Consider the following 21,064-nt stretch of genomic DNA (forward strand, 5'->3'; position numbering starts at 1 on the left):
CCGCCCGCCGAGGCGCTGGTGTCCGCGGCCGCCGTCCTCGGCACCCATTCCCAGCTCGACGTCGCCGCCGCCCTCGCCGGCCAGTCCGACCCGCTCCCCGCCCTGGGCGAGGCGGCGGCCGCGGGGCTGCTCACCGAGCGGGCCGGCGACCCGGTCGTACGCTTCCCGCACCCGCTCGTGCACGCCGCCGTCTACCAGCGCCTCACCCCGGCCCGCCGCGCCCGCCTCCACCTGCGCGCCGCCGACCTGGCCACCGCCGAGCCGCAGGCCCTGCGGCACCGCGCCCGCGCCGCCACCGGGCCCGACCCGGAACTCGCCCGCGACCTGGCCGCGCTCGGCCGCCGCCGCGCGGCCGCGGGCGAGTGGGCGGATGCCGCCAGCCACCTCGACGCCGCCGCCCGCCTCACCGCGGACCGCGCGGCACACGAGCAACTCGCCATCGAAGCCCTGGAGTCCGCGCTGCTCGCCGGGGACGTACCGGACGTGGGCGAGGCGGCCCGGCAGGTGCAGGACTTCGCGGACAGCCCGTGGCGCAGCTATCTGCTGGGGCGGCTGCTGCTCTACGACCCGGAGCGCGCGGAGGCCCTGCTGCGCGACGCCTGGCACCGCACCGACGCGCGGGCGGAGCCGGAGCTGGCGGCCCGTATCGCGGGGCAATTCGCGGCGCTCGCCGGGGTGTCGATCCGCGGCGCGGACATGGCGGAGTGGGCCGACCTGGCGCTGGAGCTGGCGCCCGAGGCGCCTCACACCACCGCCACCGACATGATCCACTACCTGGGGCTGAGCGGCCGGGCGATGTGCGGGCGGGCGGCGGAGGCGCTCGCAGGGCTGGCCGGCCTGCCGGACCCGGCGGCGGCGGACGCGAGGGAGCTGGAGCAGCTCCTCGGCCGCGGGACGCTGCGCGAGGTCACCGGCGATCTGACCGGCGCCGTCCGCGATCTGACCGGGGTGCTGGCCGCCTGCCACGGCCGCGCCGCGTCGTTCCGCGTCGTCGCGGCGACGGCGCTGGCGTCGGCGGAGTACCAGGCGGGCCGCTGGGACGACGCCCTGGCCCACAGCGACCTGGCCCTGTCCCTCGCCGCGGATACGGACCAGCCGCATGTCGCCCTGTACGACCACCTGCTGAGGTCCATGACCCTGTCGGCCCGCGGCGACTTCACGGCGGCGGCGGAGCATGTGCGCACCATCGAGCAGTACACGGTCCTCGGCCACGCCGCCCCGCTCCGCTGGGCGGCGCTCGCCGCCGGCTACCTGGCCCGGGCACGCGGCGACCCCGAGGGCGCGGCCGCGGCGCTGTCCCCGCTGTGCGACCCGGGCGGCGAGGACCGCTACGACGAACCCGGCCAGATCCCCTGGCCCGACCTGCTCACCGAAGCCCGCGCCCAGCTGGGCGACTTCACCGGCGCCGAGCTGGCCCTGACCCCGTACGAACGCCTCGCCGCCGAACGGGCCCACCCCGGCGCACAACTCCTCGCCGCCCGCGCCCGCGGCGTCCTGGAAGCGGCCCGCGGCGACGCACCGGCGGCCGAGGAGGCCTTCGCGGCGGGCCATGCGTTCGCCGCGCGGGCGGAGTCCCCGCTGGACCGCGCGCTACTGCACCTGGCCCACGGCAGCTTCCTACGCCGCACGGGCAAACGCACCCGCGCGGCAACGGAATTACGCGCATCCCGCGCCCTGCTGTCCCGCCTAGGCGCCCACCCGGACCTGACCCGCTGCGAACGCGAACTCTCCGCCTGCGGCCTGCCCTCGGCCCCGGCACCGGCCGGCCGCATGGCCGCGGACCTGCTCACCCCCCAGGAGCTGGCGGTCGCCCGCGCCGTGGCCTCCGGCCTGACGAACCGCCAGGTGGCACGCGAGCTGGTGATCAGCGTGAAGACAGTGGAATACCACCTGGGCCGCCTCTACCCGAAGCTCGGCGTCGAATCCCGTACGCAACTGGCCACCCGACTCGCCGCGCACGGCTAGGGACATCCCCGGGCCGTCCCCTGGGGCGGTGGCCGCCTGCGCCGTTCTACGGTCGACGGCAGCGCCCGCGGCACCGGCCGTGGGGTCCGTCACTTCGGGGGGAACCGATGGCGAGCAAAGCGCCCAAGAAGACACCTGTGAACACCGATTCCGTAGTCAAGACCGTGCCCAGCCCCAAGCTGCGTGCCGTCGCCGACCGCGTCGTCGCCGAGCTGCAGCTCGCCGCCGACAAGGTGGCGGTGCACCACTCCGACCGGGCCAAGTACCCGATGCCCAAGGACCCCAAGTCCGCGGAGGCCGTGCTCGCCACGCGCTTCGGCGTGCTGCCCGAGGGGCTGCGCAAGCAGGCCGCCGACAAGGTCGCGGCCGACCTCAAGGCGACCGCGACACGGGCCAAGCGGTACGGGGATCTGGCCCACGTCGATCTGCGCTCACCGGCTTCGGTGGGGGCGCAGGCGGGGAAGCTGAAGTTTCCCGACCGGCTGAAGTTCCCGCCGGCCGAGCTGGGCAACGGGCCGGAGACCCAGGTGCTGGAGACGGAGAGCGCGGCAGTGGAGCCGGAGGCGGCCACCGCGCCGCTGACCAAGCTGTCGTTCCGTATCCACAAGGTCAAGTGCGTGGAGGAGACCAACGAGCTCGGGAAGGACGAGTTCTATCTCGGCGGCAACACCATCGACGAGAGCGGGGACGTCCACAAGGTGAGCCAGTTCAAGGTGATGAGCTGCCACAGCGGTGACGTGAAGACGTACCTGCCGCCGCGGGAGTTCAGCTGGTTCAACATCGCCGAGGCGCCGGTGAAGTTCCCCAAGGGGTACTTCGTCGTGCTCGGCGCCGCGGAGAAGGACGGCGGCGGCTTCGCCGACTACCTCGACAAGCTGCTCGACCTGGTCAAGACGAAGGTCATCGCGGCGGTCGCGGCCGCCATCGGCGGCATCATCGGCGCACCCGGCGGGCCGATCACGGCGGCCATCGGGGCGTGCGTCGGCTACGTCGTCGGGAAGATCTTCGACTTCCTGAAGGCCTGGTGGGGTGACGACGTGTTCGCACCGAAGCAGACCAGCACGGTGATCGCATCGCTCACCGCCCGCTGGACCACGGGCACCGCGTCGCCGCAGCGCACCGTCGTGTTCAGCGGCCACGGCGGCAAGTACGAGGTCGTCTACGACTGGCAGTTGCACGCCTGACCGAGGCGATCGCTGAGGAGCACCAGCCGGGGGATTGCCGCCCCGGAATGACACGGGGCATTACCTGGGCGGTAATCGACGCCTCCCCGCGTACCCGGCATGCTGGACCCAACGGCTCCCGGACCGGCGCACTCCGGCCCGGGAGCCTTTCGTACGTCCAACTAGCGGGCCCACACCGTGCCGCGGGCCTCGTATTCGAGCATGGCCTCGATCCCGGTGGCGGTGTCCGCGCCCAGGTGGCGGCGGACGAGCCACAGCGCGAGGTCGAGGCCGGAGGTGACGCCGCCCGCGGTGACCAGGTCGCCGTCGTCGACGACGCGGGCGTTCTTCAGTACGCCTCCTTGCCGCTCCAGGTCGGCACGCGCTTTGTGGTGGGTGGTGCACGGGCGTTCGCGGGTGAGGCCCGCGGCGGACAGCAGCATGGCGCCCGTACAGACCGCGCTGATCGTGAGGCCGGGGCGAGCCGCGGCGGCCAGGGCGGCCGGGAGCGTGCCGCGCTTGATCTCGGCCGGGACGCCGGGGCCGTCCGGGCGGGCGTAGCCGCCGCCCGGCACGACGAGGATGTCCGCGGTGCGAGGCGACCATTCCCGCACCGGGCGCACCTCGGTGCCATAGGCCGCCGTGACGCCGCCGCGACCGTGCGCGCGGACGTAGCGGACGTCGACCGGGCGGTCCGTGAAGAAGCCGGCGGCGGAGAAGACTTCGTACGGCGCGGTGAAGTCGAGTTCCTCCGCGCCTTCGTACAGGACGATGTGGACGCGCAGCTGTCCGGTCGTCGCGGCGGCGGCGGCGGGCGATGCGGTGGCCTCGGTGGCCCGGGACGGGGTGGATCCGATGCCGGTGACGGCGCCGGCGGCGCCGAGGGCGGCGGACGTACGCAGCACTTGCCTGCGGTTCACGGGGGCTCCTGCTCTGTGCGGATGAAGGGGAGGTCGTGTGGCGGAGCGGGATTCAGGCTGTGCCCGGGCCCATGCGGAAGCCGGGGCTGACGCCGACCCGGGCCGGGGCGAACGGCTCCAGCCATCCGGCGGGACCGGCTTGGGTGCGGGCTTCGGCCGGATTCGGCAGGGACTTCGGTACGGACTTCGGTACGGACTTCGGTACGGACTTCGGCACGGACTTCGGCACGGAGAGGTCCGGGTCCACCTGGGAGATGGCGGCGACGAGATACCGCGCGTCGCGGCCCGCCACGGTGTCGGGGACGCGGGCCGGGCGGGCGAGCGCGCCGCCGAGGTGCCGCACGTTCACGATCACCAGCCCGGGCCCGCCGAGGCCGGCCAGGCTGTCGAGTGCGCTCGGGGCCAGCGTGTCGACCAGGAGGTTCTCCCCGATGAAGGCCCCGGCGTCGGCCGGCTCCGCGTGCACGCGGGCGTACTCCGCGAACCGCATGGGGGCGAGCGTGTCCTCGACGGGCGGTGCCGCTTTCCGCAGCGGCGCGACGAGCCGTTCGGCGTCCTCCGCCGAACCGCGCAGGGCTATCGCGACGCGCGCGATCCTGCGTCCGCGCAGGTGGGGCGGGAGGAAGTCGAGGTCGGGGAACGCCATCACCCGGAGCGCGGAGGTCAGTTCGGCCGGCAGGCCGAGGGTCCACTCGTGGAAGGTGTGGAGCAGGGCGGGGTCGCCCGGGGCGTCCGTCGTGCCGAGGTCGAAGGTGAGCCCGCCGCCCTGCAGCGGCCCCTCGGGCAGCAGGCCGACGGTCATCTCCGTGACGACCTCGCCCGGCACCGGCCCGCTGCCGCGGAGCCGGGCGAACCGCTCCCCGTCGCCCGGCCCGACCTCCCGCTCCTCGCCGTCCCCGGTGACGACGGTGTACGAGCGGACGTGGTCGCAGGCCCAGCCGTCCGGGCGGGCCAGCAGTCCGAGCCCGCCGCCGAAGGTGTAGCCGACGGCGCCGACCGTGCCCAGGCTGCCGCTCGGCGGGACGAGTCCGTGCGGTGCGGCGGCCACGATGACGTCGTCCCAGGTCGCGCCGCCGCCCACGCGGGCCGTCGCGGCCACCGGGTCAACTGTCACGGCATTCAGCCGCCGCAGCGTCAACAGCACGCCCCGCTCGGCGCCCGCCCGCATGCCGTGGCCGGTGTTGTGCACCGTGACCGGCAGCCCGTACGCGGCGGCGCGCCGCAGCACGGTCCATACGTCGGTGGCGGTCCGCGCCCCGATGACCAGTTCGGGCCGGTGCCGCAGCCCGAGCTGGAATCCGGCCGACTCCCGCGCATAGCCCGTGTCTTCGGGGCGCAGGACGGGCCCGGTGACGGACTGGGCGAGCTCTTCGGCCAGCCGGTGGGGTGCGTCGTCGTTCCTGTGCGTCATATGGGTCCTTGCCTCACGAGTCTCTGGATTGGCTACCAATAGGTTGGCAGACAATCTATAAGGGCGCGAGTAAGTGTTCCTGAAGTTTTCGGCAACAAGGACTAACTGGATCTTTCGATTCCGGGTGAGGATGCTGGGCGCATGCCCCCGCGCCTCGCCTCGCCCCACGTCCTTGCCCTCGCCGGCACCGTCGTGCTGTGGGCCTCGGCCTTTCCTGCCATCAGGGTCGGCATCGACGGTCTGGGGGTGGAGGCGCTGTCGTTCCTGCGGATCGTGATCGCGGCGGTGGCGCTGCTGGTGGTGGCGCCGGCGGCGAAGGTCAGGCTGCCCCGGCGCCGTGATCTGCCCATGATCGCCTTGTGCGGGATCACCGGCATAACCGCGTATCAGATCCTGCTCAATTGGGGCGAGGTGGAGGTGGCGGCCGGGACGGCGAGCCTGCTGATCGCGATCGCTCCGGTCTTCAGCGTGCTGCTGGGCAGCCTCTTCCTCGAGGAGCGGCTGAGCCGGAACATCATCCTCGGCAGCATCGTCGCGATCGCCGGCGCGGCCATCGTCAGCCTGGCCAAGGGCACCGGCGGGTTCACCGTCTCCGCTCTCATCGTCCTGGCCGCCGCCATGGTGCAGGGGATCTACCACTTCGCGACCAAGCCCCTGCTGCGTCGCTACACCGGGCTGGAGGTCGCCACGTACGCGATGGCCGCAGGCACCGTCTTCGCCCTGCCGCTGGTCCCCGCCACCTGGCACGCGACCCTGCACGCACCGGCCGACGCGCTGGCCGCCGCGGTCTACTTGGGCCTGCTCCCCTCCGCGTTCGGCTTCGTCATCTGGGCTTACGCTGTTGCCCGGCTGCCGCTCGCGGCCTCCACGGCGGCCCTGTACCTGGTGCCGCCGGTGGCGCTCGTCATCTCCTTCATCTGGCTGGGCGAGACGCCCCACCCCGTCGAGTTGGCGGGCGGAGCGGTCAGCGTCGCGGGGGTGATCCTGATCAACCGGCGCAAGCAGGCTCAGCCGCCGGCCGAGACCCGAGCAAGGAGCCGTCCGTGCTTGACGTACGCCGTCTGCGCATCCTCCAGCACCTCGCCGCATACGGAACCGTCGCGGCCACCGCGGAGGCCCTGCACCTGACGCCGCCGGCCGTCTCCCAGCACCTCGCCGCCCTGCAGAGGGAGGCCGGCATGCCGGTGGTGGAGAAGCACGGACGCACCCTGCGCCTGACCGCGGCCGGGGAACTGCTGGTGGCGCACGCCGAGATCATCCTGGCCGAGCTCGCGGCGGCCGAGTCCGGGCTGGCCTCGCTGCAGAGCGGGCGGCGCGGGGTTGTACGGATTACGGCCTTCGCGTCGGCGGCACGCGCGCTTGTCGCGCCGCTGTGGCAACGGCTGGCTGATGCCGATGGCGATGCTGGTGCTGACGCTCGGGCCGACGCCACCCCGGCCCTGTCGCTACGACTCTCCGTCCAGGAACCCGGCGAGGCTCTCGACGAACTGCGCAAGCGCTCGACCGACCTCGCCCTGGTCCACAGCTACACCGTGCTGCCGCGCAGCTTCCCCGCCGCCTGCGAGCAAGCCGTCCTCATGGAGGAACCGGTGCTGCTCGCCCTGCACGCCCACCAGGCCGCCGCGCTGGGACTGGCGGCCGGACAGCCGGCGGACCTGTCCCGGACGGCGCAGCTGCCGTGGCTGACCCCGGGGCCGGAAACCTCCTGCTACGAGATGATCCAGCGCGCTTGCGGCGCGGCCGGCTTCGTCCCGGATATCAGGACCCGCAGCAGCGATTTCGCAGTGCTGACTGCCCTGGTGGCCGCGGGAGCAGGTGCCGCCCTCATTCCCCGCATGGCACTCCCGGACACCACCGGGCCCGTCAGCCTCCATCCCCTGGTCCATCCCGTCTCCCGGACCATCTTCACGGTCTGCCGGGCGGGCACCGGCAAACATCCCGACCTGCGGCGCGTGTTGGACCTGCTCCATGACCCGGCCAAGGCCCCCGGCCACGCGACTGCCCTGCGGTCCTGACGCAGCGCTGCCCCCGCCGTCGGGGAAACTGGGACGGTGAGCATCGAGAATGGCGGCTCGGCCGCGCCCGTGAGCAGCACCTCTGTCGTAGTCCTGACGCTGGCGCGCCGCATCGAGGCCGAGCTCAACGCCGCCCTCGCGCCGCTGGATCTCACGGTCAACCGGCTCGGGCTGCTCGGCCATATCTCCGGGATGCCCGGGGTGTCGTTCAGCGATCTGGCGCGGATTTCCGGCACCACGGTCCAGTCCGTGCACACCGCGGTGAAGGCGCTCGCCGCCGCGGGCCTGGTGCGCGATCACACCGCCCGGGCCGGGTCCGCCTCTGCGATCGAGGTGACGCCCCAGGGTGCTCGCCTCCTGAAGGCGGCCATGCGGGCGGTGGACGAGGTCGACGAGAGCATGTTCGGCCCGGACGCCGACCCGATCCAGCAGCGAGTCGGGGCTGCCGTGCGTGCCGCGTTCGCGGGCGGCGACAGGCCCTGACCTGCTCGTAGACGGCTTCGCCCGGCCTTGGTGCGACCCCACCTTCAGCCTGCCTGAAGCTTGAGATAGCCTTCAGGCAGGCTGAAGGTCGGCTGATCACCCCGCCCCCGAAACCGCTGGAGCCTCGCTATGCACCGACGGAACTTTCTTCGCACCGGAGCGGTCGCCACGACCGGCCTCGGTCTCGGCCTGACCGGCACCCACCAGGCGTCGGCCACCCCACGCCGCGCACCGCTCCGCGTCCACACGGTGCTCTACGACGGCGTGGAGGAACAGGACTTCGCCGGCCACGTCGAGGTCCTCGGCATCCTCGCGGACCAGCGCCGGATCAAGCAGACCTTCGTCTCGGCCGACGGCCCCGGCCGGGTGGCCACGATGTCCGGCCTGGAGATCGCGATACGCGCCCCGTGGTCACCCCGGTCGGCGGACATCCTCGTGGTACCCGGCGGCGGCTACGGCGACGAGTCGGCGGTGGCCGAGCAGATCCGCCGGGGCGTGCTGCCGAAGGCGCTCGCGAGGGCGCAGCGGCCCGGCCTGATCATGGCAGGGGTGTGCACCGGCACGATGCTCCTGTCCGCCGCCCGAATCGCGGATGGACGACCCTGCACCACCCACCACATCGCCAAGGAGGACCTGGAGGCCCAGGGCGGGAAGGTGGTCCCCGGCCGGGTCGTCGACGACGGCGACCTGGTCACCTGCGGCGGGGTCACCTCAGGACTCGACCTCGGCCTGTGGCTCATCGAGCGCCTCTACGGCCACGAGGACGCCCTCTTCGCCGAGAAGGTCCTCGAATACGAACGACGCGGCACGGTATGGCGGGCAGCGTCGTGAGTCGCCCCGGGCGGTGATGCACACGGCCGCCACCGAGGCCAACCTGCTCCTCGGCGTACTGGCCCTGGGCTTCGTGGCGCCCCTCGCACTGCTCCTCCTCACCTTCGCCCGCCCCGCTCGCGGCAGTTGAGGCCCAGCGCAAGCTCAGGAACGATCGGTCAGGAATTTCTGGGTGGCCGAGTCCGCGGGCAGCAGTGTCTCCATCGCCAGCTCCGAGACGGTGATGTCGACGGGGGTGTTGAAGGTGGCGATGGTCGATACGAAGGTCAGCAGCTGCCCCTCGACCTCGACCCGCAGCGGCAGCGCGAGCGGCACCCCGTCGGCAGGCGCCCCGGGCCCGCCCACGTCCTCGCCGCCGTCCGCCACCGGATACGCCACCACCTCGTCGTACACGGCCTTGAGCGCCGGCGACCGGGCAAGCGAGAGCTGCCGGTCCATCTGCGCGATCAGATGGGCGCGCCACTCGCGCAGATTGCGGATGTGCCGGGCCAGGCCCTCGGGGTGCAGGGTCAGCCGCATGGCGTTGAGCGGCGGCTGGAGCAGGTGCTCCGGGATGCCGTCCAGCAGCATCAGGATGCCGTTGTTCGCGGCGACCACGTTGTACGCGCCGTCCACGACCAGCGCCGGATACGGCTCGTGCGCGGCCAGCAGCCGCTCCACCGACTCCCGCACCGGCGCCATCGCCGGGTCGTCCAGCGGCGTCTCGCGGTACTCGGGGGCGTAACCCGCCGCCACCAGCAGGGTGTTGCGCTCGCGCACGGGCACGTCCAGATGCTCGGCGAGCCGCAGCACCATGGCGCGACTGGGACTGGAGCGACCGGTCTCGATGAAACTGAGATGGCGGGCGGACGACTCCGCCCGCAGCGCAAGCTCCAGCTGACTCAGCCCACGCCGCTCACGCCAGCCACGCAGCATGGGACCGATGGGGTTGCCGTCGGAATCTCCGGCCGTCGCAGTCGTCATGCTTCGGACCGTACGTCAACCCAGCTGCCGATGGCGCTGTTGTCTCCGTTGCCTGAGCAGGTTGATGCGCGTAACCGCCAATGCGGCAAAAGCTGCGGTGAAAAGGATGGATGCAGCGATTCTGGCGGCATCCCACACCGCCCCCGGAGGGTTCCAGGCAGCCTCCACCAGGTTGAGGAGCAGCGTAAGCGAGAGCGTGTACCAGAACGCACGCCTCGCCACAGTCGCACCGCGTCCCCCTGCCCTTCGGGCGTCCGGTCGCGGCCCTATGCGCTTCTCGTACGCATCGAGGGCCGGCGTGCCGACGAAGATCACAGGAATCCAGAACAGAGTGGCCCACCCTGCAGACGCTGCCGAATCCCGCAGTGGAGCGCCGGTCAGTAGGTAGACGATTCCAACGATCAGTCCCACCGCGGTCCCCGCGATGATCGACCCGGTGAGACGTTCGGTCCGGCGGGGCACGAAGTCCGGAGTTCCCCCCGGGTTCGATTACGATGCGCGGCCCCGGCGGTACGGTCGGGGTATGGCAGTCGAACCGCTCTCTCGAGATGACATTGAAGCGCGCCTCGCGGACCTGCCCGGGTGGTCGGTGACCGACGATGAGCGCCTTACCCGCACCTACTCCTTCGGCGGGCATCCGGCCGCGGCGGGGATGGTCGCGCATATCGCGCAGATCCAGGAGGAGCTGAATCATCACTCCGACATCGCGCTCGGGTACAACAAGGTGACGGTCTCGGTGAACACTCACAGCGTGGGCGGCAAGGTCACCGAGATGGACTTCGCCCTCGCCCGGCGCATCGAGGCGATTGCGTCGGCGCATGACGCGCAATGACGCGCACGACGAGCAGCAGATCCGTGACCTGATCGAGCGCTGGGCGGCGGCCGTGCACGCGGGCGACCTGGACGCCGTGCTGGCCGACCACGCCGACGACATCGTGATGTACGACGTGCCGCCGCCGTACGAGGGCGTGCGCGGCATCAAGGCGTACCGTGACGTGTGGCCCGGCTTCTTCGAGTGGCAGGCGTCCGGCGCCGTCTTCGAGATCGAAACGCTCGGCATCACCGCCGGCACGGACGTGGCCTTCGCCCACGCGCTGCTGCGCTGCGGGACCGAGCAGGAGTTGGCGGAGAAGCCCGGATTCCACCTGCGCCTGACCCTCGGCCTGCGTAAAGAGGGTGGCCGCTGGGCGGTCTCCCACGAGCACCACTCGTTCCCGGATCTGTCCGGGCCGGAGTCCTGACCACGGGGGAGGGGGCAATGCGTGCATAACATTGTTACGCGCCGCCGCGCCTGTCATCATCTACGTGCACAAGTCAACTTCCGTCGCTGTAAGGCCGGTTAGCAGCTGCTGCCGACCCGGCCCGCGCGGTGGAGGCGAGCGGGGGACGGTGAGGGCGCATGACCGGCGTCGGGCTGCGGGCGCTCGGGGATAACGATCCCCGGCGGTTAGGTGACTTCCGGCTGCTGTGGCGGCTGGCCACCGGGGGCATGGGCCGCCTCTATCTCGCCCGCGCCGACGAACCGGGCAGTCCGCTCGTCGCCGTGAAGACGCTGCTCGCCGAGGGCATGGTGAGCGACCGGGACCGGGAGCGGTTCGCGCGCGAGGTGGAACTCGCCCGGCGGGTGGACAGCGCCTGGACGGCGCGGGTGCTGGCCGCCGATCCGGCGGCGGAGCGGCCGTGGATGGCGATCGAGTACATACCCGCCCCCGCGCTCTCCGACCTGGTCGGCGCCGCGGGCAAGCTGCCCGCCTGGGCGGTGCCGTGGCTGGGCGCGGGCACCCTGCAGGCGCTGCTCGCCCTGCACGACAAGGGCGTCATCCACCGCGACGTCAAACCGCAGAACATCCTGCTGCCGATGACCGGCCCGCTCCTCATCGACTTCGGCATCTCGCACGCCGTCGACATCACCCGCACCTCCTTCACGCTGGGCACCTTCGGCTTCATGTCGCCGGAACAGGCCCGCGGCGAACCCTCCACGACGGCTTCCGACGTCTTCTCGGTCGGCGCCACGCTCTTCTACATGGCGGTCGGCCGGCCCCCGTATCCGGAGCCGGACGGCCCGATGCGCGCGCTGGCGCAGGTGCAGCGCGGCGAAGTCGACCTGGCCGGGCTGCCGTCCGCCCTGGAACCGCTGATCCGGCCGTGCCTCGCCGTCGAGCCCGCCGACCGCCCCGACCCGGCCGAGCTGCTGGTCCGCATGGTCAGGGAGGTGGACGGCGGCGCGGGCAGGCGGCGCGGGCAGCGCTGGCTGCCGCCGTCGTGGACGGAGCTGATCGAGGCGTACGAGGCGTACGGCCGGGTGCTCGGCGGCGAGGGGGCGACCCTCGGCGCCGACGGCGACCGCACCCAGCCGGTGCCGCCGCCCGCCCCGACGCTGGTCGACACCCGGGAGCGGCAGGCGCGCAGGGAGCGCGAGGAAGCCGCCCGGGAGACCCGGCTGCGCCGCGAGGAGGAGATCCGCCGGCTCGCGGCGGCGGCCGAACAGGCGCGGCATGAGCGGGAACGCGCGGAGGAAGCCGAGCGGCGGGCCCGGGAGGAGCGGGAGAGCGCGGAGCGGGAGCGGGCGGCGGCGGAGGAGGCGCGGCGGCGGGCGAATGCGGCCGCGGGCTCGGGGTCGGGCGCGGGGTCAGCCTCGGCCTCGGCGGCGGGCGCGGCCTCGGCAGCGAGCGGCTCCGGCTCGGGCTCCTCTTCAAGCTCCGGCTCGGGCTCCTCCTCAAACTCCGGCGGCGGCCTCCTCGTCCTGCTCGTCGTCATCGGCATCGTGCTAGCCATCTGGCAGCCCTGGGAGGCCGCCAACTCAGGCGACTCCACCGCAGGTTCCGCCGGCAGCACCCCCACCGCGAGCGCCCTCACCAGCGGCGGCAGCTCCGGCACCTCCGCCGACGGCGGTACGACCTCCGGCTCCGGCGCGGGCGCGGCCGACGACGACACCCCGGCCGCGGCGGATGACGACGACGATGAGCCCGAGCAGCCCGACCCGACCACCTCGTCCCCCGAACCGGACCCCACCGAGCAGGCGTTCAAGCGCGTCTCCTCCGGCGACTGCCTCAAGGTCTACGACACGGGCCAGGCCGGCCGGTACAACGTGAGGTGGAGCGCCGCCGCCCCGCCGCCGTCCGTCTCGTGCGCCGGCTCCGACGCGTACGTCCAGGTCACCGGCGTCACCGCCGGTAGCTGCCCGAGCGGCGTCGACAAGTCGTCCTGGAGCTACCGCTCGCCGAGCAGCGGCGACACCACACGGCTGTGCATGACCCGGATCTACCGCGCCGGCTACTGCCTGCTCGCCCGGCAGTCGGGCGACAGCATCTCCCTGGGCGGCCTGACCGGCGTCAGCTGCGGCGCCTCCCAGGTCCCGTCCGCGTACAACCAGGTCATGCACATCACCGGCGTCTACCGCGCGCCGGCGGGCGCGAACGCGAGCAACTGCCGCCGCACGGCCAACGACGCCACCCGCTACTGGTCCTGGACGGTCAACGGCGGCAACACGCTGCTCTGCACGAAGATCTACGGGGCCTGATCCCACCTGCGCGCCGATGGCCGATCGTGCCGCAGGCATTGACATCAGCTCGGCGCGGGGGCACGCTCCACCCATTCGTGTTAACGATAACACGCACCTGAATGAGGAGCCGCCCATGTCAGGTCGCCACCCGCCGACGGCCCATCAACTCGACCGCCGCAGCCTCCTCCTCGCCGCTGGCGCCGGTGCGCTGACGGCCGTCGGTGCCACCGCGTGTGGCTCCGCCGCCGGGCAGCCCGCCGGGAAGGTCGCCGTGCACGGGGACAACGTGAACTTCGGGCCGCCGATCGAGGCCGCCGGCAAGCAGATGAAGTCCGTCGCGGGGCTGAGCCTGGTGCCCGAAGTGATTCCCTCGCTGGAGTCGTTCGAGCAGGTCGTGAAGTCGTCGCTGCGCACCAGCAAGACGCCAGACCTGCTCAAGTACTGGTCCGGCTACCGGCTGAAGGACCTCGCCCGCACCGGCGGCACCGTCGATCTCAGCGACGTATGGCGCAGCGCCGAGGCCAAGGGCTGGGTCGACCCGTCGCTGCGCAGCGCGTTCACGTACGACGACAAGGTGTACGCGCTGCCGATGAACCTCGCCTACTGGGTCTTCTACTACAACACCGAGGTGTTCAAGGAGAACGGGCTGAAGAAGCCCGAGACCTGGGACGACTTCATCAAGGCCTGCACCACCCTGAAGCGCGCCGGGATCACCCCGCTGCACGCCGCCACCGACGGCCGGTGGCCGTCGTTCATCTGGTTCCAGGAGGTGCTGACCCGGCAGAACCCGCAGTTCTACGAGGACTTGATGAACGGCCGGGAGCACTACCCGGACAAGCGCACCGAACGCGCCATGCAGACCATCGGCGACTTCGCGGACAAGGGCTGGTTCACCGCGCTCGACCTCACCATGGACAACGCCGCGGCGCAGATGATCAAGGGAAAGCTCGGCATGGTCCCCTGCGGCACCTGGATGGGTGCGCTGGTCGCCGGACTCGGCGGCAAGCTCGGCAAGAACATCGACGCGTTCGTGCTGCCGATGGAGAACCCCGACGCCAAGCCCAGCATGGTCTTCGAGTGCAGCGCCTTCGTCTCCACGGTCAAGGGGCCCGACCGCAAGGAGGCCTACCGGGTCGCCGAGAACTGGCTGCACCCCAAGGTCGCGCAGGCCTTCGCGCACGCCCTCCAGGACGGCAGCCCCAACCCGAAGGTGCCGCCGGCCAACCCGGCGATCGCGGGCGTCCAGCGCACCGTGCGGGAGAAGAAGGTCAGGATGCTCAACCGCTTCTGGGAGCTCGGCCCGCCCGAGCTGGTCGAGGCGACCGTCGACGACCTGGCCGCCTTCATGCTCAACCCGTCCTCGTACCGCAGCGTGCTGCGGACCATGCAGGAGCGCGCCGATGAGGCGTGGAAGGTATGGCGGGAGGCCGAGAAGGTATGACGGATATGGCGACCACCGCGAAGCCGGTCAGAGTCCGGCGCCGGATACCCATCCGCAGCTCCCACCACTCCGCCCGCCGCTCCGGCGGCAGTTCCGGGCGGCTCGGCGGGCCGCTCTCCGGCGTGCCGTGGGGGCTCCCCGCGCTGCTGTTCGTCGGGGTGCTGCTGGTCTACCCGTTCTTCCGCAGCGTCTACGGCAGCTTCTTCGAGGACAACGGCTTCACCTCCAGCTTCACCGGCCTGGACAACTACGCCCGGCTCGCCGAGGACCCGATCTTCGGCCGCTCGGTGCTCAACACCCTGTTCTGGGTGGCGGGCACCCTGCTGCTGCCCGTACTGGCCGGTCTCTTCATCGCCGTGGCCACGCACAACATGCGCTTCGGCGGCGTCTGGCAGCTGATCATCGCGCTGCCTTACGTGATCTCGGGCGCCGCCACCGCCGTGGTGTGGAAGTTCATCCTGACCACCGAGGGCGCCGCCAATGAAGTGCTGCGCGGCATCGGCCTCGACTCCTGGGCGCAGGGCTGGCTGCTGGAGTGGCCGCAGAACACCCTCTCCATGATCGTCGCGAGCACCTGGCAGGCCACCGGCCTCAACGTGGTCCTCTTCGCCATCGGCCTGCGGGCGATACCGCGCGAGACGGTCGAGGCGGCGCAGCTCGACGGCGCCACCGGCTGGCGGATGTTCCGCTACATCACGCTGCCGCAGCTGCGCGCGATGACCGTGGTGGTCGTCGGCATGGCGATCGTCAACAGCCTGAAGGCCTTCGACATGATCTGGGTGCTCACCCAGGGCGGCCCGGCCCGCTCCTCCGAGACGCTCGCGCTGACCATGTACCGCGAGACGTTCCGGCTCTTCCACGTCGGCTACGGCTCGGCCATCGCGCTGGTCCTGTCGGTGATCGTCGTCGCCTCCTCGTGGTTCTACCTGCGCCGGCAGATGCCCGATACCCGCCCCGAAGGGACGAGGTGAGCCGCCATGGGACGTGTACTGCGCAATGTCTTCGTCGGCGCCTGTGTGGTGCTGTGGCTGGTGCCGCTCTGGCTGATGGTGGTCAACGCCTTCACGGCCTCCACCGAGTACTCCGGCAGCCCCGACTGGACCTTCCAGGGCTTCGCGATCTTCGACAACCTCTCCACCGCCTGGGACGAGGCCCGTATCGGCGAGGGCTTCGGCAGCTCGCTGCTGTACGCCGTGGTGTGCGCGGCGGCGGCCGTGCTGGTCGCGGCGATGGCGTCCTTCGCCGTGGTCGTCCTGCCCATCCCCAGGCCCGCGTTCTGGTTCTGGCTGATCTTCTCCGGGACGATGTTCCCGCTGCAGATGTTCCTCGCCCCGCTCTTCGGGATGTACGCGGACGCGAACCTCTACGACACCCGCATGGGCCTGATGCTCGTCTACGTGGCCTGGGCGATCCCGTTCGCCTTCTTCCTGATCCGCAATCAGATGACCACGATGCCGCCGGAGCTCACCGAGGCGGCGATGCTCGACGGGGCGTCCTTCCGGCGGATCTTCTGGCGGATCCATGTGCCGCTGCTCGCGCCCGGCTTGGGGGCGGCCTTCATCTTCCAGTTCACCGCCGTGTGGAACGAGCTGCTCTTCGGCATCACCCTGAGCCGCAGCCCCGAGGTACAGCCGGTGATGGCCACCCTGACGGCGCTCAACAACGCCTACGCCTCCACCGGACCGCCGGTGATCCTCGCGGGCACCCTCATCGTCTCGCTGCCCACCCTGATCGTCTTCCTGGTGTTCCGCGGCCTGTTCCTGCGCGGCCTCACCGTATCCGCACGCTAGCTGGGAGTTCTGCATGACCACTCGGGCCCTCGTCCGTACCACCGACTGGGACAACGACCGGATTCGCGACAGCCTCCGCTCCTCCGTCGTCAGCGCGGAGGGCAGCGTGAACGGCGCCGCGCTGCGGCTGACCGTCGAACCGCTCCTGCGCAGAGCGGCGGACGGCGAAGGACTGCTGCAGTCGCTGCGGGTGGAGGCCGTGAACGGATCGGCCCTCCCGGGGGAGTTGGTGGTACGGACGGAGTCCGGGGCGGCGATACCCGCCGAGCGGATCGAGGGGCCCGGCGGTTCGGTCCGCCTGCTGCTGCCCGCCGTGGACACCGCCCAGCGGGTCACCGTCGAGGGCATCGACGTCACCCTCACGCCTCAGCGGCAGTGGACCATCCACCTCGTCCACCACTCCCACCTCGACATCGGCTATACGGACCCGCAGGGGCGGGTGCTGGCCGAGCACCTGTCCTTCCTCGACTCCTGCCTGGAGCTGACGCAGGCGACGGACGAGTGGGCGCCGGAGTCGCAGTTCCGGTGGTGCGTCGAGTCGCTGTGGTCGTTCCGGCAGTGGGCTGACGCGCGGCCCGCCGAGCAGGTCGCGGAGTTTGTACGACGCGTGCAGGAGGGGCGGATCGAGCTCACCGCGATGCCGTTCAACCTGCACACCGAGACCTGCTCCACCGACGAGCTGCACGAGCTGCTGCGGCTGGCGAAGGACGTGCGGGACGAATACGGGGTCGACTTCACCTCCGCCATGCAGACGGACGTGCCGGGCTCCGTCGTCGGGCTGATCGACGCGCTCAGCGACGCGGGCGTGAAGTACCTGTCCGTGGCGCACAACTGGGCAGGGCGCTCCGTCCCGCACCTGGTCGGCGGCGAGAAGCTGCCGCGGCTCTTCCGCTGGCGCGCGCCCAGCGGCAAGAGCCTGCTGGTCTGGGTCACCGACACCCCGCACGGCCTCGCGTACATGGAGGGTCCGCTGCTCGGCTTCGACACGGACTACGCGAGCGTGGACGACCTGCTGCCCGCGTATCTGACCTCGCTCGCTTCCAACCCCTACCCGTATCGCGGCGGCATCTTCGGCTGGGCCATGGACGCCGAGGAGGTCAAGCGGGAGCCGTATCCCTGGGATGTGCTGCACCTGCGCGTCCAGGGCAAGTTCGGGGACAACGCGCCGCCGCGGCGGATCATCGCCGACACCGTGCGGCGCTGGAACGAGACCTGGGCGTATCCGCAGCTGCGCCTCTCCCGCAACGAGGACTTCTTCACCGACGCCGAGGCCCGGCTCGGCGGCGAGATCCAGACCTACGAGGGCGACTGGACCGACTGGTGGGTCGACGGCGTCGGCTCCGGCGCGCACCCGCTCTCGCTAGCCCGCACCGCCCAGTCCGTGGTCGCCGACGCGCAGACCCTCGGCACCTTCGCGGGGGTGCTGGGGGCTGAGGGCGCTTCCGACGACAGCCGGGACTCGGCCCCGGTCTACGAGGCCGTCTCCCTCTTCGACGAGCACACCTGGGGCGCGGGCGACCCGTGGACCCACGGCGACCACGGCGGGCACTCCGGCGAGCAGCAGTGGCACTGGAAGTACGGACAGGCGCTGCGCGCCCACGACGACGGGCAGTCGCTGCTGAACCGGGCCTCCGCCCGTCTCGGACAGCGGCTGGCCCGGCCCGCCGGCACCCCGGCCTCGTACCACGTCGTCAACACGTGCTCCTGGCCGCGCACCGACGTCGCCCGGTTCTTCCTCCCGGAGAGCAGCGTGCCGCTGGAACGGCCGGTCACGGTGACCGACGCCCGCACGGGGGAGCGGCTGGCGCACGAGGAGGAGGAGCAGGTCAACGAGGAGCACCGGGACGCGGGACGGTTCCTGGTGGTACGGGTCGACGACGTGCCGGCGGCCGGGTCCGTACGCCTCGACGTGACGCCCACCGAGGCAGGTCGCAATGCCGATGACGACACCACCGTCGTCAAGGCCGCCACCGGCTGGAACCCCACCGGCGGCACCGAGACCGAGGACCCGGCCGAGACCGCGGCCGAGGCGTACGCCCACCCGACCCCGACGCTGCTGGAGAACGAGCACCTGGTCGTCCGGGTCGACCTCGCCCGCGCCTGCATCGCCTCCATCACGGACAAGGCGACCGGCCGCGAGCTGGTGCGCGCCGACGCCATCGCGGGCTTCAACGCCTATATCCACGACAGCTACACGACCGCCGGCGCCTTCAACCACAACTCCAGCCGCACCACCGCCTCCGACCGCCTGGAACACCTCGGCAACCGCGCCGTCGCCCCGCCCGCCGCACTGATCGCCCGCCGCTCCACCGCGACGGCGGAGGTGCTCACGTACGAGACCCGCCCGGCCGGCGCCAACCGGCTGCGCACGACGCTGACGCTGCCGCACGGCGTGCCGCGCCTCGACATCGAGAACCGGCTCGACAAGGACGCGACGCTGGGTAAGGAGAGCGCGTACTTCGCGTTCCCGTTCGCGCTGGAGGATCCTGCCGTACGGATGGAGGCCTCCGGCGGCGCCACCGGCAGCGGGCTGCCGGTCGTGCCCGGGTCCGCGCTGCACATGCGGGCGGTGCGGCGCTGGGTGACGGCCGCGGAGGACGGCTTCCAGGTGGCGTGGTCGACGCAGGACGCGCCGCTGGTGCAGTTCGGGAACATCGCGCTGCCGTACGCCCCGTTCCCGAAGACGATGGGCCACGACGAGCCGGCCACCGTCTTCTCCTGGATCCACAACAACCTGTGGGACACCAACTTCCCCAGTCAGCAGGCCTTCGAGTTCACCTTCCGCTACAGCGTCGCCTGCGGCCCGGCGGACGACGCCGGGCTCGGGGCGCGCACGTCGGCGGGCTTCAGCCGCCCGCTGCATGCGGTACGGGCCCGGGGCGCGGCGGTGGCGGAGGCCCCCGCCGCGCACGCCTTCTGCGAGGTGGGGGACGCGCGGGTGCGGCTGGTGGGCGCCACGACCACTCCCGGTGGCGGGGTGCTGCTCCGGCTGCAGTCCTTTGCCGAGGAGCCGGTGGACTGCCTCGTACGCGCCGGCTTCCCGGCCGTGGCCGCCCACCAGGCCGACCTGCTGGCCACCCCGGGGCAGGAACTCCCCCTCACCGACGGGGAGGTGACCGTCACCATCCCCGCCCTCGGCACGACAGCGGTGCTCTTCGAACGCCCCTGAACCGCCACCGCTTCCTCGCACAAAGGAGAACGCGTGTACCGGCTCGACCCCCGATACACCCCCGCCCCGCAGTCCGTCCTCACCGCCGGCTGGGAGGCGCTGGCAGCCCGCCTCCCAGCCGCACCCGCCGTCCTCGCCGTGGACGGCCCGCCCGCCGCCGACTGGGACGCCCTCGCTGCCCGGCTGTCCGCCGCCGGAGCCGCGCTCCTCGACATCCGCGACCACTACGCCCCTCCCGCCGCGGTCCGCAGCCGCACCATCCGCGCCGAGGACGCCGACGACCCGTACTACTGCCGGCTGGCGGAGAACCCGCTCGACGACCTCTTCGATGAACTCCCGCATCCGGACCGCGGCTCCGGCCTCCTCGTCGTCTACGGGCCGGGTGCGGGTCTCGTCGGGCACGACGTGCTCTGGTACGCCGACGTGCCCAAGCGGCACGCCGAGGCGGCGGTGATGGCGGGACGGGGCGTGAACCTCGGCCTGACCGGCGAGAAGGCGGAGGCCCGGCGGCTGTTCTACGTCGACTGGCCGATGCTCGACCGGCACCGCGACGCGCTCGCGGCCCGTATCGACGCCTGGCTTGATCTGCAGGACCCGGCCCGCCCTGTACTGCTCGACGGCGACGGCATGCGCGCGACGCTGGCGTCGCTGGCCCGCCAACCGGTCCGCACCCGTCCGTTCTTCAACTCAACCCCCTGGGGCGGGCATTGGGGGCAACGGGAGCTCGGCTTCAACCCGGGTGCGCGCAACACCGCGCTCGGCTACGAGCTGATCGCGCCGGAGGCGGGCATCCTCGTCGGGCACGGGCCCTCTGAGCAGGCCGAGATCCCGTTCCAGCTGATGTGCGTGCTGCACCCGGAGGCGGTCCTCGGGCCGGAGCCGTATGCCCGCTTCGGCACGTCCTTCCCGATCCGCTTCGACTATCTCGACACCGTCGGCGGTGGCAACCTCTCCCTCCACTGCCACCCCAAAGAGCCGTATATGCGGGAGCATTTCGGCTGGTCGTACACGCAGCACGAGACGTACTACATGACCATCGGGAGCCCGGACACCCGCGTCTTCCTCGGGCTGCGCGAGGACGCGGACATCGACCTCTTCCGCAAGGAGATCGAGGAGGCGGCGACGGACGGGGTGCCCATGGACCCGGCCGACCACGTCATGACCTTCCCCGCCGAGAAAGGCCGGCTCTTCATGATCCCGGCCGGCACCCCGCACGCGAGCGGCGCGGGCAATCTGGTCCTGGAGATCAGCGCGACCCCGTACCTCTACAGCCTCCGCTTCTACGACTGGCTCCGCCCGGACGCCGACGGCAACCCGCGTCCGCTCCCGTACGAACACGGCCTGGCGAACCTGGAGACGGAGCGGCGGGGGGAGCGGGTGGCGGGCGAACTGGTGCAGGAGCCGCGTGGTC

General features: G+C 72.0%; 17 protein-coding genes. 14 read left to right on the forward strand and 3 right to left on the reverse strand.

The window, feature by feature from the left end; genetic code table 11:
• Both G5C51_RS26055 and G5C51_RS26060 read left to right on the forward strand, forming a co-directional pair.
• On the forward strand, positions 1-1,965 hold a 1,965-nt coding region (locus G5C51_RS26055), incomplete at its 5' end, for a LuxR family transcriptional regulator (protein ID WP_165240650.1).
• Between the two features lie 137 nt (positions 1,966-2,102).
• Entirely contained in the window at positions 2,103-3,149 is a 1,047-nt protein-coding gene (locus tag G5C51_RS26060; RefSeq protein WP_165240651.1) for a hypothetical protein, read from the forward strand.
• Positions 3,150-3,310: 161 nt separating this feature from the next.
• Here G5C51_RS26060 and G5C51_RS26065 read toward each other — a convergent pair whose 3' ends face one another.
• Positions 3,311-4,048, reverse strand: coding sequence for a DJ-1/PfpI family protein (locus tag G5C51_RS26065; RefSeq protein WP_165240652.1), 738 nt, complete (start codon positions 4,046-4,048; stop codon positions 3,311-3,313).
• Between the two features lie 52 nt (positions 4,049-4,100).
• A complete protein-coding gene (locus tag G5C51_RS26070) occupies positions 4,101-5,459 on the reverse strand; it encodes an FAD-binding oxidoreductase (RefSeq protein WP_165240653.1) in 1,359 nt (452 codons plus the stop codon).
• Positions 5,460-5,600: 141 nt separating this feature from the next.
• Here G5C51_RS26070 and G5C51_RS26075 point away from each other — a divergent pair, with 141 nt between their 5' ends.
• From G5C51_RS26075 to G5C51_RS26090, 4 genes are all read left to right on the forward strand, one after another.
• Positions 5,601-6,587, forward strand: a complete 987-nt coding sequence (locus G5C51_RS26075; RefSeq protein WP_165240654.1) for a DMT family transporter — start codon at positions 5,601-5,603, stop codon at positions 6,585-6,587.
• Positions 6,503-7,474, forward strand: a complete 972-nt coding sequence (locus tag G5C51_RS26080; RefSeq protein ID WP_165240655.1) for a LysR substrate-binding domain-containing protein — start codon at positions 6,503-6,505, stop codon at positions 7,472-7,474. The genes G5C51_RS26075 and G5C51_RS26080 overlap by 85 nt, the downstream gene beginning before the upstream one ends.
• 36 nt (positions 7,475-7,510) lie before the next feature.
• On the forward strand, positions 7,511-7,957 hold the full coding sequence (locus G5C51_RS26085) for a MarR family transcriptional regulator (protein ID WP_165240656.1): 447 nt from the start codon (positions 7,511-7,513) through the stop codon (positions 7,955-7,957).
• Positions 7,958-8,086: 129 nt separating this feature from the next.
• Positions 8,087-8,788 (forward strand): DJ-1/PfpI family protein, encoded by a 702-nt coding sequence (locus tag G5C51_RS26090; RefSeq protein WP_165240657.1) that lies wholly within the window; start codon positions 8,087-8,089, stop codon positions 8,786-8,788.
• A gap of 144 nt (positions 8,789-8,932) precedes the next feature.
• Here the strand turns inward: G5C51_RS26090 and G5C51_RS26095 are convergent, their stop codons facing one another.
• A complete protein-coding gene (locus G5C51_RS26095; protein ID WP_165240658.1) occupies positions 8,933-9,751 on the reverse strand; it encodes a helix-turn-helix domain-containing protein in 819 nt (272 codons plus the stop codon).
• 523 nt (positions 9,752-10,274) lie between these two features.
• On the opposite strand from G5C51_RS26095, the gene G5C51_RS26100 reads away from it, so the two are divergent.
• The 8 genes from G5C51_RS26100 to G5C51_RS26135 form a co-directional block, all read left to right on the forward strand.
• Complete coding sequence (locus tag G5C51_RS26100) at positions 10,275-10,583, forward strand: 4a-hydroxytetrahydrobiopterin dehydratase (RefSeq protein ID WP_165240659.1); 309 nt, start codon at positions 10,275-10,277, stop codon at positions 10,581-10,583.
• Complete coding sequence (locus G5C51_RS26105) at positions 10,570-10,992, forward strand: YybH family protein (RefSeq protein ID WP_165240660.1); 423 nt, start codon at positions 10,570-10,572, stop codon at positions 10,990-10,992. Before G5C51_RS26100 ends, G5C51_RS26105 begins: the two co-directional genes overlap by 14 nt.
• Positions 10,993-11,150: 158 nt before the next feature.
• Positions 11,151-13,271, forward strand: coding sequence for a serine/threonine-protein kinase (locus tag G5C51_RS26110; protein ID WP_165240661.1), 2,121 nt, complete (start codon positions 11,151-11,153; stop codon positions 13,269-13,271).
• 115 nt (positions 13,272-13,386) lie between these two features.
• Positions 13,387-14,694 carry an ABC transporter substrate-binding protein gene (locus G5C51_RS26115; protein ID WP_165240662.1) on the forward strand — a complete coding sequence of 436 codons (1,308 nt, stop codon included), beginning with the start codon at positions 13,387-13,389 and terminating at the stop codon, positions 14,692-14,694.
• A gap of 5 nt (positions 14,695-14,699) precedes the next feature.
• Positions 14,700-15,665, forward strand: coding sequence for a carbohydrate ABC transporter permease (locus G5C51_RS26120; protein ID WP_240929927.1), 966 nt, complete (start codon positions 14,700-14,702; stop codon positions 15,663-15,665).
• A gap of 6 nt (positions 15,666-15,671) precedes the next feature.
• Positions 15,672-16,484 carry a carbohydrate ABC transporter permease gene (locus G5C51_RS26125; RefSeq protein ID WP_165240664.1) on the forward strand — a complete coding sequence of 271 codons (813 nt, stop codon included), beginning with the start codon at positions 15,672-15,674 and terminating at the stop codon, positions 16,482-16,484.
• A gap of 13 nt (positions 16,485-16,497) precedes the next feature.
• Positions 16,498-19,653: a glycoside hydrolase family 38 N-terminal domain-containing protein gene (locus tag G5C51_RS26130; RefSeq protein ID WP_165240665.1), complete on the forward strand. Its 3,156-nt coding sequence runs from the start codon at positions 16,498-16,500 to the stop codon at positions 19,651-19,653.
• A gap of 33 nt (positions 19,654-19,686) precedes the next feature.
• On the forward strand, positions 19,687-21,064 hold a 1,378-nt coding region (locus G5C51_RS26135), incomplete at its 3' end, for a class I mannose-6-phosphate isomerase (protein ID WP_165240666.1).

Source organism: Streptomyces coryli, assembly GCF_011044975.1.
GTDB lineage: Bacteria > Actinomycetota > Actinomycetes > Streptomycetales > Streptomycetaceae > Streptomyces > Streptomyces coryli.

Excerpts from the sequence above, each read along its gene's own strand:
- G5C51_RS26070 (WP_165240653.1), bottom strand. The coding sequence starts at position 5,459 with ATGACGCACAGGAACGACGACGCACCCCACCGGCTGGCCGAAGAGCTC.
- G5C51_RS26075 (WP_165240654.1), top strand. The coding sequence starts at position 5,601 with ATGCCCCCGCGCCTCGCCTCGCCCCACGTCCTTGCCCTCGCCGGCACC.
- G5C51_RS26090 (WP_165240657.1), top strand. The coding sequence starts at position 8,087 with ATGCACCGACGGAACTTTCTTCGCACCGGAGCGGTCGCCACGACCGGC.
- G5C51_RS26095 (WP_165240658.1), bottom strand. The coding sequence starts at position 9,751 with ATGACGACTGCGACGGCCGGAGATTCCGACGGCAACCCCATCGGTCCC.
- G5C51_RS26100 (WP_165240659.1), top strand. The coding sequence starts at position 10,275 with ATGGCAGTCGAACCGCTCTCTCGAGATGACATTGAAGCGCGCCTCGCG.
- G5C51_RS26105 (WP_165240660.1), top strand. The coding sequence starts at position 10,570 with ATGACGCGCAATGACGCGCACGACGAGCAGCAGATCCGTGACCTGATC.
- G5C51_RS26110 (WP_165240661.1), top strand. The coding sequence starts at position 11,151 with ATGACCGGCGTCGGGCTGCGGGCGCTCGGGGATAACGATCCCCGGCGG.
- G5C51_RS26115 (WP_165240662.1), top strand. The coding sequence starts at position 13,387 with ATGTCAGGTCGCCACCCGCCGACGGCCCATCAACTCGACCGCCGCAGC.
- G5C51_RS26120 (WP_240929927.1), top strand. The coding sequence starts at position 14,700 with ATGGCGACCACCGCGAAGCCGGTCAGAGTCCGGCGCCGGATACCCATC.
- G5C51_RS26125 (WP_165240664.1), top strand. The coding sequence starts at position 15,672 with ATGGGACGTGTACTGCGCAATGTCTTCGTCGGCGCCTGTGTGGTGCTG.
- G5C51_RS26130 (WP_165240665.1), top strand. The coding sequence starts at position 16,498 with ATGACCACTCGGGCCCTCGTCCGTACCACCGACTGGGACAACGACCGG.